The following is a 13,722-nucleotide window of genomic DNA, read 5'->3' on the forward strand; positions in this document are numbered from 1 at the left end:
GTCGTGAAAACCGGCAGCGCGTCGGCTCCGGCGTCGTCCAGGGCTTCAATCAGCGAGTCTATGAAGGCAGTATTGCCGCTCAGGGCGTGAGCGCGGTAAAAGAGGATGCCGACCGCAGGACGCTGCGGGTCGCGCCAGCGTTCCCAGTCCGTCAAGGTCGCGTTCTCAGGCAACTGCGGGTGATAAATCCCGTGTTCCGGCAAGGCCAGTGGGGGCTGGGCACCGTAGCCCGTCAGCCGTAAGGTGTCCGAGAGAGACAGCAAAAGTTCCCGCATGTTCTGCCAGCCGCTCGCCGCGAGGTACTTCAGCGCGGTGTCCAGCGTGTGCGCAGGCGCGGCGCCTATCGGAAAGAGGCTGAGGCGGGCCAGTTCGGGGTCAGGTTCGTTCGTACCGCTCAGCAAGAGGACGGTTTGCCCCGCCTTCTGTGCGTGTGAAAGCAGCAATTCCAGCCCGGTGATCGCCTTCGCCTGTCCGTGAATCCGCAGCACGATCACTTCAGCGCGGCCCACCGGCCCGGACAGCAGCGTGGCCATCTGCCCTTCGCTCCGAAGACTGCCGAGTGCCGCGCCCGTGACGGGGCCGAAGTCGCCTGGCAGGGTTTCACGGGCCGCCCGGAGGTTGAGCAGGTCGGTGTCCGCGTGCGAGAGCAGCGCGAAGCCGCTCAGCTCGTCAGGCGTCTCCAGCGTCGCCAGGACGTCCTCGCCCGCCACCGACCCCGCTGCCGCGTCCCAGGTGTAGTAATTGAAGGTGTATTCGATCAGTTCGGGCGGCACGGGCAGATAACCGTCCGCAGCGAGCATGGCGTCTATGTATTCGAAAATGGCCGTCACCAGCCACGCGTCGTTCACCGAGTGAAACCACACGTCGTAGCCGTCGAACACCAGGTGGGCCACGTTGTTCAGGGCGCAGGGGCCGAGGCAGCCACCCTTGGTGAGGTGAACGTGGTTTCGCATCTTGCGCCGTAGCCATTCGTGCTTGTACGCGTCTGCAGGCGCGGCGGGGTAACCCTTGTCGGTGCGCCCGCAGCAGCAGCCGTGGAAGCAATAGGTCAGGTGCCCACGCTTACGAACGACGTTGATGGTGCGTCCATCGGCGCGGGTGACCCGTTGCCTCGAACTGGGTTTTCTGGGGGTGGGTGCAGTCATTTCCACTCCACCTCCAAGGGCTTGCGCGTGTCCCAGCCGACGGTTTGCAGCAGCGGCTCCCACAGTTCCAGGGCCGGGTAGCCCAGACAGAGGTAGGCCAGCGGCTGCGCCCGGTCCGGCAAATCCAACAACCTCCGCAGCTCGGCGGGCCGCACCAGGCTGACCCAGCCCAGCCCCAGGCCCTCTGCCGTCGCCGCGAGCCACAGCAGGGTGATGGCACTGACCACGCTGTATTCCAGGGCAGCGCTCATGCTGGTGGTGCCCAGCGTGGCCTCCTGGGGCGGCAAAAAACTGACCAGCAGGCCCACCGGCGCTTCCCGGATGCCCTCCAGCTTAAGGGCGTCGTAGCGTTCGCGCCGCTCCCCGGCGAAACGCTCCCGCTCCTCCTGGCGTACCCCAGCGAAACTCGCGTAGACGGCCTCCTTGAGTTCGGGGCGCGTGACCACCGTGACCTGCCAGGGCTGGCTCAGACCTACGCTGGGGGCGACCTCGAACACGCCCAGCAGCCGCTTCAGAATCTCCAGGGGCACCGGGTCGGGCCGGAAATGGCGATGGTCGCGCCGCGCCCGCAGCACCCGCCACAGGGCGTCGCGGTCGGCCTCAGTTGCGGTGTTGTCTGGCGTGCCCGCTGGCCCGTCTACTGGACTGTGCATCTCATCCTCCCCAATCCTGCGGCACGGCTTCCACCGCACCTTTTCCCCTTTCTTCCAGCACCGCAGCGACCATGCCCTCCAGGTCGGCGCGGCAGGCCTCGGTCAGACGCGTAAAACCCGCCGCCCGCGCCGCCGCCGTGGTCTGAGGGCCAATCGACAATACCGGGTAATCCGTGCCCGCCACTTCTGCCAGCGCCCTGGCCGCGATGCTGGAAGACAGCGTGACCACCTCTGCCGCCGCCAGGGCCTCTCGCTGAACCGGGCTGAGGACGGCGGGGGTAGTCCTGTAGGTTTCCAGCAGCAGGTAGTCCAGCTGACGGGCATTCAGGGCCGCTTGCAGGGCCGCGTCCGGGTGCTGGGCGCCGAAGTGCACGACCAGTTCACCCGCCCCGGCAGGCAGGCCCTGGCCCACAAACCCCGCTCCGGAACGCGGCGGAACATAATCGGCCCTGACCTGATGGGCCGCCAGCGCCGCCTGGGTGCCTGTGCCGATGGCCGCAAATTTCAGAGAGGCCAGCGCCCGCCCGTCGAGTCCAGCCCGGCGCAGCTCGTCGAAAAAGGCAGTCACGGCATATTCGCTGGAAAAGACCACCCAGCCCCGGTGCTCCCGCACGCCCGCAATGAGTTCTTTGGAGCGGCAGGTCGTGGAAAACTGCAGCAGGGGCACTTCCGTGACGGCGGCTCCGCGCTCCCGCAGCATCCGGGCCAGAGGGCTCTGACCCAGGCGGGTGCGCGTCACGACGATGGAGCGGCCTGAGAGCGGCTGCGGCACGGACCGAAACCAGTTCAGCCGCTCGTGCAGGGCCGCCACCTCACCCACAATCAGGACGGCGGGGGGCTGAATGCCCGCGTCGGTCACGGCCTGAGCCATCTGGCCCAGGGTCGTTCGCAGCACGCGCTGACCGGGCAGGCTGGCCCGCTCGATCGCCGCGACAGGGGTCTGCGGAGCGCGCCCCGCCGCCAGCAGAGAGGCACCTATGTCGGCCACGCTGCGCAGGCCCATCAAAATGACCAGCGTGTCGGCGTGGGCGAGGTGGGTGGGCAGGTGGGCGCCGCCCAGGTCGTGCCCGGTCACCACGCTGAAATGGCGGGCGACGCCCCGGTGGGTGACGGGAATGCCCGCGTAGGCGGCGGCGGCAATAGCGCTGCTGACCCCAGGAATGACTTCAAAGGGAATCCCCGCCTCGGCGCAGGCGAGGGCTTCTTCGCCGCCCCGCCCGAACACGAAGGCGTCGCCGCCCTTGAGCCGCGCCACCCGTTGCCCCCCGTTCGCGAGCGCGTGCCGCAGCAGCAGCCTGTGGATGTCCCCTTGCGGCGTCTGCGGCCCGAAGCCCTGCTTGCCGACATAGATTTTTTGCGCCTCCGGACAGAACTGCAGCAGTTCGGGGTTGGCGAGGGCGTCATAAAGCACCACGTCGGCCCGTTCCAATGCTGCCCGGCCCCTTAGGGTCAGCAGTCCCACGTCGCCCAGACCGCCCCCAATCAGCGACACGAAGGCCGTCATTTGTAACTTCCTCTCACCGTCTTCTCCCTGATCAATGCCACTGCTCCGCAGGCAGGGCTTTTTGCAGCGCCTCGATCACCTTTTTGCGGCTGATGTGGTAGCCGATGAAAATCAGTTCGTTGGGGGCGCCAGTCCGGGCAGGGGCGGGGCTGCTCTCAATGCGCGAACGTACCGCCTGCACCGCGTGCCGCTCGCCGTCCGTGCCGTTGACAAAGCCTTTGACGCGCAACACGGGAAAGACGCGGGCCACGTTCTGCACGGTTCCCAGCAGCCTCGGCACGTCCTGCACGCGGTCACTGGTCAGCCGGAAAGACTGCCAGCCGGGGTCGTGCTCGTGAAAATGCTGGTGGGTGCTGAGGCTGTGGACATGCGCGTCCATGTCGCCGTGCGAGTGCCCGTCCACGCTGGAGTGGTCGTGCAGCGGCTGGGCGAAGTCGCCGGGCGTGCCACTGACCGGGGCCTGGTGGACGGCGCTGCGGCGGTTGCCGTGCAGGTTGAGGCCCAGTGTCAGTTGCGTGTCCAGGCGGGCGCCGTAGGCCAGTTCCAGAAACCGCACGCGGGGCGCCCGCTCCCGAACGTCGGCTTCGGCTTGGAGCAGCTCGGCGTCGCTCAGCGCGTCAATTTTGTTCAGCACAGCCACGTCGGCATATTCAAGTTGAGCATCGAAGACGCGGGCGGCGGCCTCGTCTTGCGGGGCATCGAAATCGCCCGACAGCATCAGTGGCGTATCCACCACCACCAACGTGGCGTCCAGCACGAAATCGGCGGCGAATTCGGGTGACTCTAGCGCCACCATCACCGCGGTCGGCACCGCCAGCCCGCTCGTTTCGATCAGCACGTGGTCGAAGGTATGACGCCGGCGCCGCAGGGCCCCCAGGGTGCGGTAAAAAGCGTCGCCCTCGCCGCCGTAGGCCAGCAGGCCGCCCTGCACGTCGTGCAGTTCCACGCCCTCGGCGCGGGTGTCGAGCAGCGGGCCGTCGATGCTGACCTCGCCGAATTCGTTGACGATGATCGCCAGTGTGCGGTCATGGGTCTGGCCGAGCAGGTTCTGAAGCAGGGTGGTTTTGCCACTGCCCAGAAAACCGGTGACGATGGTGACAGGGGTCTTGAACGTGTGGGCCGGAAGACGACTCTGGTTCATAGGTGCTCCTCTCTGGGGGTGGGAGACGGGCGAGACAGTTCGCGGCTCAGGGCCTCTCTGAGCGCCCCGGCATCGGCGAAGGCGCCCGCCGGGGCCGGTGGGCGGGTCACCACGATCAGCGGCACCCCCAGTTCGCGGGCGGCCTCCAGCTTGTCGGTAAATCCGCCCGCGTCGCCGCTGTCCTTGGTCACCACGGCCCCGATGCCCCACATGCGCCACTGGGCCACGTTCCACTCGCGCGAGAAGGGGCCGAGCGCCGCGCAAATTCGGCTCGCAGGAACACCCAGGGCCAGCGCCCGCTCGATGACGGCGGGTTGCGGGGTCAGGCGCACATAGGTTTCAGCGTGCGGCGCGGCCTGAACGAACGTGGCGAGATCTTTGCTGCCTGTGGCCAGAAAGACCCGCCCGTAGGCGGCGGCGACCCTGGCGGCCTCGGCAAAGTCCGCGACCAGGTGGACGCCCGCCCCACGGCGATCAGCAGGCAGGCTGCTGGGACGCTGGTAGCGGTAGTACGGCACCTGCAGTTCTGCGGCCAATTCCTGTAACTGCGTGGTGATGCTGGCGGCATACGGGTGGGTGGCGTCCACCACGGCCAGGGCGCTTCTCAGGGCCAAGCGACGGGCCTGCACCCCACTGGGGCCACTGTACAGGTGCAGGTGCGGATGCTGCGGAGCCACCACCTGCCCCAGTTCGCTGGCGACGCTGAGCATCACCCGTTGCCCCGACTCGGCCAGCGCGAGCGCCAGCGCGTTGCCGTCCCCCGTGCCGCCGAACACCCAGACGGCGGGGGCGAAATTGGAGTCCGAGTTGGATCCAGATTCAGGCTTCGCAGATTCATGCGCCTGTTCGGCCCTCTGCCCGCCGGGCTGCCAGTCGTTGTAGCCGCGTGGCGTGTACATCCACTGCCCCTTGCGGGCGGTAAAGCGGTTGCCGATGACGATGGTGGTCAGCATGTCGAACTGCGCCTCCAGCAACTCGCCCAGGGTGGTGACGCGCACCTCTTGGCCTTCGCGGTAGGCGTTGCGGACCACGCCGCATACCGTTTCGGGACTTTTGTGTTCCAGCATCAGCCGCAGCGCCCGGTACACGCCGTCTGGGCGCGCCTTGCTCTGGACGTTGTACAGCACGCACGCCAAATCTGCCTGGGCGATGTGCGAGGCGCGCGACGCGATCCACTCCCACGGGCACAGCAGGTCCGAGAGGCTGAGCGTAGCGAAGTCGTGGGTCAGCGGCGACCCCAGCAGCGAGGCGCAGGCGGTGGCCGAGGTAATGCCGGGAATGACTTCGACTTCAAACGGCGGGTCGGCAGGCAGATCCTCAAAGACCAGCCCCGCCATCGCGTAGATGCCGATGTCGCCGCTGCTGACGAGCGCCACCCGACGACCCGCCGCGGCGTGCGAGATGGCGAGTTCGGCGCGGTGCTTTTCCTGGGTCAGCGGGGGGGTCAGGATCTCCTGCTCGGGCCGCAGGAGAGGCCGCACCCAGGTCAGATACAGGTCGTAGGCGACGACCGTGTCGGCTTCGCTCAGGGCGCGGCGGGCGCGTTCGGGCACGAGTTCCAGCGTGCCGGGACCGACAGAAACCAGGCTGAGTTTGCCGTGTGGGATGGGATCGGGTTGGGACATGGATGGCTCCTGTGCAGGGTGAAGGGTCTAATACGGCTTCGAAAAATAGTTTGGGCATCCAAACTGTTTTTCCGAGCAGGGCGAGGAGAAGAAAATACGGGGCTGGGCGGCGCGAAGCGCATTCGGGCGCTTTCCTCGGATGTGCGGAGTAAAGCCCAGTCCCGTATAAGGGGAAGGGAGGGATTGATATGGTTTTGGGCTTCTTGGACACTTAGATCCTTGACCCTTTGACATTGCTAAACGAAGTCATCGGCCACCACCGCCACCGTTACGCCGTCCAGGGCCGTTTTGGGCACCAGCAGCCGCCCGCGCACGCTGGCGAGCAGGGCACACGGTTCGCAGACGCCGCTGAGGCCGACGTTTTGCTGCACCCAGTCGCTGTGACGAGTCACGAAAGGCCGCGCTTGCAGGTCAGCACCGGCGAACACGCGCAGGGCCAGGCCGTGCTCCTGGCAAAAGGCCAGCAGCCCAGGCTCATTCGCCTTGAGGTCCACAGTCGCCACTTCGCGCACTTCGCTCAGGCGGCGCCCGCCCAGCGCGTGCTCGGCGGCGGCCTGAATCCGGGCTCCGCTCACCCCGCGCCGGCAGCCGATACCCAGGGTGAGCGGCTTGACGGCTTCGGTGGCGGTCGTGACCACAGGCACGGCTCCCGTCAGGCGGGCCACCGCGTAGGCCAGCGCGTTGCCGCCGCCCTCGTGACCGCCCAGCAGCGCGACGGCAAAGCGGGCGTGGTCGTCGAGCACCACCACAGCGGGGTCGGTGTGCTTGGACTGCGGCAGGCCGGAGAGAAAGCGCGTGGCGATGCCCGTCGCCCCGATCAACACCCAGGCGGGATGCCCCCTGAACGCGGCGGCAAACTGCGTGGCCTGCCGCTCGGGAAGGAGCCAGGGCCGGTGCAGTGCGCCGCCCAGCCCCTGCGCCAGCCGCTGCGCCAAGGGTTCGGTTTCGCGGCGTACGGGCCACACGCCGGGCGTCATTCCGGATCAGCTCCCGCCGGGCTGGCCTGAGCGCGGCGAAACCGGTGCGCGTACTGCGGGTCGTAGAGGCGGCTCAGGGCGCTGAGCTCCTCCACACGGCCCAGCGCCGGGCTGACGAGGAGCATGGTCGTGAGTTGCCACTCGCTGAGGGTCAGTCCGTCCAGCAGCCGTCCCAGCGGGGCCGCGTGCCGCCGCTCTTCGGGCTGCGAGGCCCGCTGCACCAGCGCGGCGGGCGTCTCAGGGGGGTAATGCTGGAGCAGGGTGGCGACATTCTCACGCAGCTGTGCCCCACCCAGGAAAATGCAGAGGCTGGCCCGGTGCGCCGCGAGGCTGGCGAGACTTTCGGCGTCTGGCACGGGGCTGGCACGTCCCGAGGCACGGGTCAGGATGATGGTCTGCGTGACCTCGGGCCGCGTGAGTTCGGCCTCCAGCGCGGCGGCGCAAGCGGTAAAGCTGCTGACTCCCGGCACGATTTCGTAAGGCAGCTCCAGCTCCCGCAGCAGGCGCATTTGCTCGGCGGTGGCTCCGTAGATGGCCGGGTCGCCGCTGTGCAGCCGCGCCACTTTCAGCCCATCGCGTTTGGCCCGCTCGTACACCGACACTTGCTCGGTCAGGTTCATGCCCGCCGTGTTCAGTCGTTCGGCGTTCGGGTGGGCGTGCTCCAGCACGGCTTCGGGCACCAGCGACCCCGCGTACAGGATGAGGTCGGCCTCTGCCAGACGCTTGGCTCCGCGAAGCGTAATGAGGTCGGGTGCGCCAGGGCCAGCGCCGATGAAATAGACGCGGGCCGGGTCAGGTTTGGAAGGGTCGGGGTGAGGGGTGATGTTCATGCAAATCTCCGAGGGCTGGTTTTGCGAATCAGAAGCACGCTGAGGTAGCCGAGCCGGGCGGGGTCGGTCAGCCCGGTCAGCGAGGGCAACACCACTTCGCCGTCCAGCCCGATGCGGTGGGCCAGGGCGCAGTGTTCGGTGATGCCCAGGTCGCGCAGCACCGACAGCACCGCGCCCATGCGCTTGCCGACCTTCATCAGCACCAGCACGTCGTTGGCGGCAATATCGGCAGGCAGCGTAGAAGGGTCGTCCGGGCAGGGCAAAATCAGCACCCGCTCTTTGCCTTCGCCCAGCGAAAACCCGGTCAGCGCGGCGGCGGTGGCGTAGCTGGTGGGGGCGGGCAGGAGGCGCTGAGGCCACTCGGGGCACTCGCGGCGCAGCGCGGCGGCCAAGTAGCCCAGCGTGCTGTAGGTCATCGCGTCTCCGATGGTCAGGTAAGCCACGCTCAGGCCCCGCCGCCCGTGCGCTGCCAACTCGCGGGCCAATTGCGCGTAATGCTCGCCCAAACGCACGTCGTCGCCGTCCATGTTGAATTCCACTTTGCGAACCTTGGCGCGGTCAAAGGGCAGACCCCGCAGCGCGTGCAGCGCCACCGAGCTTTCAGAGACTCTGGAGCGGGGGGTGTAAATCAGGTCGGCGCGTTCCAGAATCTCCAGCGCCGCCACCGGCAGCAGGCCCGCCGCGCCAGGGCCGACGCCGAGGCCGTAGAAGGTGGGCTGGGCCGTATAGGAAAAGGGAGAGTCGGTCACAGGGGTTCCTTGAGATGGGTGAAGCTCGACAGCGCGCGGCCATCCAGCGCAAACAGGGCCACTTCCAGTCGCCGGACGCTGGGGACACGCTCGGCGAACAACCCGGCAATCTGGCGGGCGGTCTCCTGCCAGAGCCCCGGCCCGTCGGGGTGCGGGGCCAGCACGTCCACGCAGGCGTCTACGGTGTTGGCCTCCGCCAGCGCCTGCACCAGCGGTTCCGCCAGCCCGAGTTGCGCCGCCACCCGCGCCAGCGCGTTCATCGCCATGCCGCTGTGGGCGCTGTGGGTGTTCCAGTCGCCATTGAGCACCTTGGCGAGCTTGGCGGGGTGACCGGCAACGAGCAGGTGCGGCAGCTCGAAGCTGTCGGCTTGCAGGGCGCTTTGCAGGGCGTCCAGCGCCGCCCCGACAAAATTGGACATTTGAACAATCTCGGCGCGGGGCAGGCCCAGGCGCTCGGCGTAGTCGCGGCCCAGTTTGCCTGGGGTCAGCGCCATCAATTGGGGCCGCCCCGCCGCTGCGAAGCGCACGTACACTTCCACCGACGCGGCATACGCTTCCAGGCTCATCGGCTCGACCACCCCGCTCGTTCCCAGGATGGAGATGCCCCCGACCACGCCCAGGCGCGGGTTGAAGGTCTTGCGGGCGATGGCTTCTCCGCCCAGGCAGCCGACCGTCACCGCGTAGGCCTCGTGGCCGGCTACGTCCAGCGCCGCCCAGCGCAGCATCTGGCGAGGAACGGGGTTGATGGCGGGCTCGCCCACCGGCAGCCGCAGGCCAGGGCGGGTCACGGTGCCCACGCCCGCGCCCGCGTGAAAGGTCATGGCCGCGCCGGGAGGCAAGCGCGACACCCTCACCCAGAGGGTCGCCCCGTGCGTGGCGTCGGGGTCGTCGCCGCCGTCTTTGACGACCTCGGCATAGGCGCTGGCGCCCTCCAACACCCTCACCGCCTGAACCTGCACCGTCAGGGCCACTTCATCCGGCAGGCGCACCGTCACCCTCCTGCGCCGCTCGCCCCGTTCCAGCAAGGCCAGGGCCGCCGCCAGCGCCGCCGCCGCCGCGCTGCCCGTCGTAAAGCCCCGGCGCAGGCCCTGCGGATTGAGCGGCTCCGGCGCGTCCCGGCCCTGGAACGAGAAGGCATTGGTCGGCGCAGGCCCAACGGGACGCCCCTGAGCGGCTGAACCAGGCGGGCGCACTCAGCGACCTGACTCCGCTTCAGAGGGAAGCTGGGGGGCCGTCACCGCTGCCAGACGGTTTTGCGCCGCAATCAGGCAGGAATTCACGACGCTGCTGGCCCAGGGACTGCCACCACGGTAGCCGCTGTTGGTGATGCGCGGCACGCTCAGGCAGCGGCGCAGCGCGGCCTTGCTCTCCACCGTGCCCACGAAGCCCACGGGCAGCCCGACCACCAGTCCAGGCCGCCAGTGCCGCTCGCGGATGAGACGCACCGCTTCGAAAATGGCGGTGGGCGCGTCGCCAATCGCCACGATGCAGTCGTTGCCGAACTTCTCGTAAGCGCGGCGAATGCCCGCCGCCGAGCGGGTCAGGCCCAGTTGACGGCTGAGCAGGTGCGTCTCCGGGTCGTGAACGCCGCACCAGGTCGGTACACCCAGCCGCCCGAGAACCTCCCGCTTGAGGCCGGTCTGTACCATCGTCACGTCGGTGACCACCGTCAGGCCGCGCAGCACCGCCATGATTCCGGCTTCCATCGCCCCGGACGAGAAAAACAGGTCGTCCACGATGTCGATGTCGCCCGCCGTATGCACCAGCCTCTGCACGGCGTAGCGGTTCTCGGGCGGCACGCTGTCCCAGTCCCGCAGCCCCCCGATAATGTCGAACGACTGCGCCTCAATCGGATGCGGCTCGTAGAAGGGGATGGACGTTTTCTCACTCTGGCGCGTGGGGGCCTGACCCCTCACCCCGCCGTGGTGCCCGACCTGCGGCGCGCCCTGTTCGGCCTCGTAACCGACCACCTGGGCGCGGTATTTGCAGAGGGTGCAGTTCATGTTGCCCAGCCCCTGCACGCCCTGTTCGGCGCGTTCAATCAGCACCCGCGCCACCCTGGGGTCGGGGCCGAGCACGCGGGCCAGGGCAAAGCGTGTGCCCGCAAAACGCTGCCCCGCCGCCGCCACGGCTGCCGCGATACGCGCCGACAGCACGCCCTCGAACAGCAGGTAGGGCAGCACCAGCACCCGCCCGAAGCCCAGGGCGGCGGCGCGGGCCAGACCCGTGGGCAAGTCCGGCCTGGCGGTGCCCGAATAGCAGACCAGGCTGCCGCTGTAGCCCATGCCTTCTTCCAGAAAACGGGCCAGCTTGTGAATATCGCCGTTGGCGTCGGGGTCGGTGGTGCCGCGCCCGACGACGAGCAGCAGCGTCTGGTCACGCCGCACTTCGCCCTGCCCGGTCTGGGCCGGATTGGTCTGGGCCGGGATGGACTGGGCCGGGTCGGACTGGGCCAGAGCTTCGGCTTCCAGCAACCTCTCACGGCACAGTTCCAGCAGCAGCGGGTGCAGGTCCAGCGCCGCCGCCGCGTGAAAGGTCACGTCCGGCAGCTCGGTTCTCAAGACCTTCAGTTCGCTGGGCAGGTCGTTTTTGGTGTGGGTCGCCGCCAGCAGCATGCCGGGCACCAGCACCATTTCCCGTGCGCCCAGCGCGGCGGCTTGCTGAGCGGCCTCGGCGATGGTGGGCGTATTGAATTCCAGAAAGCCGTGGGTGACGACGCGCCTAGGCGACAGGCGGCGGATTTCCGCGACCAGTTCGGCAAACTGCTCGGCGCTGGCCGGGTTGCGGCTCCCGTGCGCGGCGAGCAGGAGGGCGGGTTCTGAACTCACTTTTCTCCCTCCAGACCTGTCGCCATCGGCTGCAAGGCCCGAATCAGGCAGATGCTCATGTCCGAAAACTCGCGCCCGGCCAGTTCGCCCAGCGTCCCTTCCCACTCGGCGTCGGCGCGGGTCAGGTTCTCCCAGACCTCCACGCGGTGCGCGGGACTGGTGCCGTGCATCAGCAGATAGGCCGCCACGTCCTTCGGCATGAAGTCCCACGGACGGGGAATCACGATGGCGTTGCGCCCCGCCGCCAGCACGTCACGCAGGTGGGTTTTGAAGGGGGTCAGGTCGCCCCGGCGGTGGAAGGTAAAAAAGGTGGTCTCGTCGAAGCACACGCGGCCCCGACTCGCCAGAATCTGGGCGCTGGAGATGCCCGGCACCGTCTCGACCCGGTGTCCGCAGGCCCGTTCGACCCGTTCCAGGTACTGAAACCCGCTGAAATGGATATCGCCCATGAAGACCACCACGCACTTCTGGCCCGCCTGGTGCAGCCTGGCGACTTCTTCCAGCCGCTCGACCTGGTTCCGGTAGCCCATTGTGACCACCTGCGCCGAAGGCGGAATCAGGGGCCGCACGATGTCCACCACCGCGTCGAACCCCGCCACCACGTCCGCGCCCGCAATGTGGGCCGCGCCGCCACGGGTGAGATAGTCGAGGTGCCCTGGGCCAGCGCCGACGCAAACAATCATGCTTTTCTCCTTTTCCCGCCCAGCTTCCAGACGCCGAACCCGAAAATGGCGAGGGTCAGCCCTGCCAGCCAGAAGCCCAGTGCGGACACGTCCCAGTGTTCGGCCCAGCCCAGCGCCAGCCGGGGGAAGTGCTCGCCCGCCCACTGGGTCAGCGTGACCACGCCAATCACCAGCGCAATGAGTCCGGATAGGCCCGTGACCAGGAGGTTGTAGGCACGTTTTTTGCCAGGGTCGAGCAGCGCCCAGCGGTAGGCGTGGGTCATCGCTACCCCGTCCATGGTGTCCAGCAACGTCATGCCCGACGCGAACAGCAGCGGCAGCGAGAGGATGCCCGCCCAGCTCAGGCCCTGCTGCCCGGCCTGCCCCGCCAGTGCCAGCAGCGCCACCTCGGAGGCGGTATCGAAGCCCAGTCCCATCAGGAAGCCCAGCGGAAACACCTGCCATTGCTGCCCCACCAGGGCCATCAGCGGGGCCATCAATCGGGCCAGGAAGCCGCCGTGGTGGTGCGGATGGTCGCTGCCGGAACGCAGCAGCTGCCAGGTGGAATGCAGGTTGACCACCGCCACCGTCAGCAGGTAGGCTCCCGCCACAAAAGGCCCCACCCAGCCGCCGAAAACGCCGATGCGGTCTTGTTCGCCCAGCAGCTTTTGACCCAGCAGGGCTGCCGCTATCGCCATCAGAAAAACCACGCTGGAATGACCCAGGCTGAAATAAAGCCCCACGCCGTAAGCGGGGCGGCCCAGCAGCAACAACTTGCGCGAGGTGTTGTCAATCACGGCGATGTGGTCGGCGTCCCAGGCGTGGCGCAGGCCGAACAGGTAGGCGGTCAAGCCCAAGCCCCACAGCAGCGGCGCAGACAGGGCGGCGGGCACCCACAGCGTGAGCGCCAACAGGTGCAGCAGCGCGACTATTGCGAAATACGGTGTGCCGCAGCGCAGGCTTTCGCGGGCGGTCACAGGCGGGGAGGCGGTCTGGGTCAAAGGGGCGTCCTCGGTGCAGGGGCATCTTGGGAAAAGAGCAGCAGCACGGAAGACGCAAAACCGCGCTGGTGCAAGGGGACCAGACGCGGTTGAACACAGACGCGGCTTTGACGGCCCTCTTTTGGCGAGAGGTGTTCCACACGGGAACGTCCCTGAGAGGCATTCGGACTTGTCAGCTTCATCGCTGCTTACCGCTGCGCAACAGTGCCAGAATTTCACTGGACTTCCCCTCATTCAGGTAGGGCGATTATAACTGACAGTGAACAGAGACTGGCCTGAGCAGCCACGCACACCTCGTCTAGATGCCAACGGGAGCCATATCGTGGCTCCCGTTTCCTGAGTTCCTTCGTGATGGTAGGACCGAATTTCTCGCACCAGTAACGAATGGTCTCATGGCTGACCTGAATTCCTCTCTGGAAAAGCAATTCTTCGATATCTTGGTAGCTCAAGGTGAAGCGGTGGTAGAGCCAAACCGCGTGCTGGATGATGCTTCTATGAAAACGGTGACGGTAATGCTGCACATCGGCAGACACGACAGACCAAGCTACCCAAAGCTTACGGCCTGATAAAAGTCATGAGAGCAGACGTTAGTGGAGATCACTTTGGG

General features: G+C 67.5%; 12 protein-coding genes, 1 pseudogene and 1 riboswitch. All 13 genes and pseudogenes read right to left on the reverse strand.

Features of this window, described 5'->3' with window-relative positions:
• On the reverse strand, window positions 1-1,145 hold a 1,145-nt coding region (locus Q4C89_RS07215; protein WP_303101933.1), incomplete at its 3' end, for a cobaltochelatase subunit CobN.
• Complete coding sequence (bluB, locus tag Q4C89_RS07220; protein ID WP_303101934.1) at window positions 1,142-1,798, reverse strand: 5,6-dimethylbenzimidazole synthase; 657 nt, start codon at window positions 1,796-1,798, stop codon at window positions 1,142-1,144. The genes bluB and Q4C89_RS07215, both read right to left, overlap by 4 nt.
• Window position 1,799: 1 nt before the next feature.
• Window positions 1,800-3,302 carry a uroporphyrinogen-III C-methyltransferase gene (gene cobA, locus Q4C89_RS07225; protein WP_303101935.1) on the reverse strand — a complete coding sequence of 501 codons (1,503 nt, stop codon included), beginning with the start codon at window positions 3,300-3,302 and terminating at the stop codon, window positions 1,800-1,802.
• A 31-nt stretch (window positions 3,303-3,333) separates the two neighbouring features.
• Window positions 3,334-4,443, reverse strand: a complete 1,110-nt coding sequence (locus Q4C89_RS07230; RefSeq protein ID WP_303101936.1) for a GTP-binding protein — start codon at window positions 4,441-4,443, stop codon at window positions 3,334-3,336.
• A complete protein-coding gene (cobJ, locus tag Q4C89_RS07235; protein ID WP_303101937.1) occupies window positions 4,440-6,068 on the reverse strand; it encodes a precorrin-3B C(17)-methyltransferase in 1,629 nt (542 codons plus the stop codon). The genes Q4C89_RS07230 and cobJ overlap by 4 nt, the downstream gene beginning before the upstream one ends.
• A 236-nt stretch (window positions 6,069-6,304) precedes the next feature.
• Window positions 6,305-7,045, reverse strand: a complete 741-nt coding sequence (locus tag Q4C89_RS07240; protein ID WP_303101938.1) for a cobalamin biosynthesis protein — start codon at window positions 7,043-7,045, stop codon at window positions 6,305-6,307.
• On the reverse strand, window positions 7,042-7,875 hold the full coding sequence (gene cobM / locus Q4C89_RS07245) for a precorrin-4 C(11)-methyltransferase (protein ID WP_303101939.1): 834 nt from the start codon (window positions 7,873-7,875) through the stop codon (window positions 7,042-7,044). Before cobM ends, Q4C89_RS07240 begins: the two co-directional genes overlap by 4 nt.
• Window positions 7,872-8,624, reverse strand: coding sequence for a precorrin-2 C(20)-methyltransferase (cobI, locus tag Q4C89_RS07250; RefSeq protein WP_303101940.1), 753 nt, complete (start codon window positions 8,622-8,624; stop codon window positions 7,872-7,874). Before cobI ends, cobM begins: the two co-directional genes overlap by 4 nt.
• The gene (cbiD, locus tag Q4C89_RS07255; protein ID WP_303101941.1) at window positions 8,621-9,817 is read right to left on the reverse strand and encodes a cobalt-precorrin-5B (C(1))-methyltransferase CbiD; all 1,197 of its coding nucleotides are present in this window, start codon (window positions 9,815-9,817) and stop codon (window positions 8,621-8,623) included. The genes cobI and cbiD overlap by 4 nt, the downstream gene beginning before the upstream one ends.
• Window positions 9,818-11,452, reverse strand: a complete 1,635-nt coding sequence (locus tag Q4C89_RS07260) for a precorrin-8X methylmutase (RefSeq protein WP_303101942.1) — start codon at window positions 11,450-11,452, stop codon at window positions 9,818-9,820. It abuts the gene before it with no gap.
• A complete protein-coding gene (locus Q4C89_RS07265) occupies window positions 11,449-12,135 on the reverse strand; it encodes a cobalt-precorrin-7 (C(5))-methyltransferase (protein WP_303101943.1) in 687 nt (228 codons plus the stop codon). The genes Q4C89_RS07260 and Q4C89_RS07265 overlap by 4 nt, the downstream gene beginning before the upstream one ends.
• Window positions 12,132-13,115, reverse strand: a complete 984-nt coding sequence (locus Q4C89_RS07270) for a HoxN/HupN/NixA family nickel/cobalt transporter (protein ID WP_303101944.1) — start codon at window positions 13,113-13,115, stop codon at window positions 12,132-12,134. Before Q4C89_RS07270 ends, Q4C89_RS07265 begins: the two co-directional genes overlap by 4 nt.
• Before the next feature lie 119 nt (window positions 13,116-13,234).
• Window positions 13,235-13,356: riboswitch (adenosylcobalamin-variant (AdoCbl-variant) riboswitch) on the reverse strand.
• A 46-nt stretch (window positions 13,357-13,402) separates the two neighbouring features.
• A pseudogene (locus Q4C89_RS07275) lies at window positions 13,403-13,648 on the reverse strand (IS6 family transposase); the annotation flags it as partial.
• Window positions 13,649-13,722: the final 74 nt, after the last annotated feature.

The sequence above is a fragment of the Deinococcus sp. genome, assembly GCF_030523985.1.
GTDB lineage: Bacteria > Deinococcota > Deinococci > Deinococcales > Deinococcaceae > Deinococcus.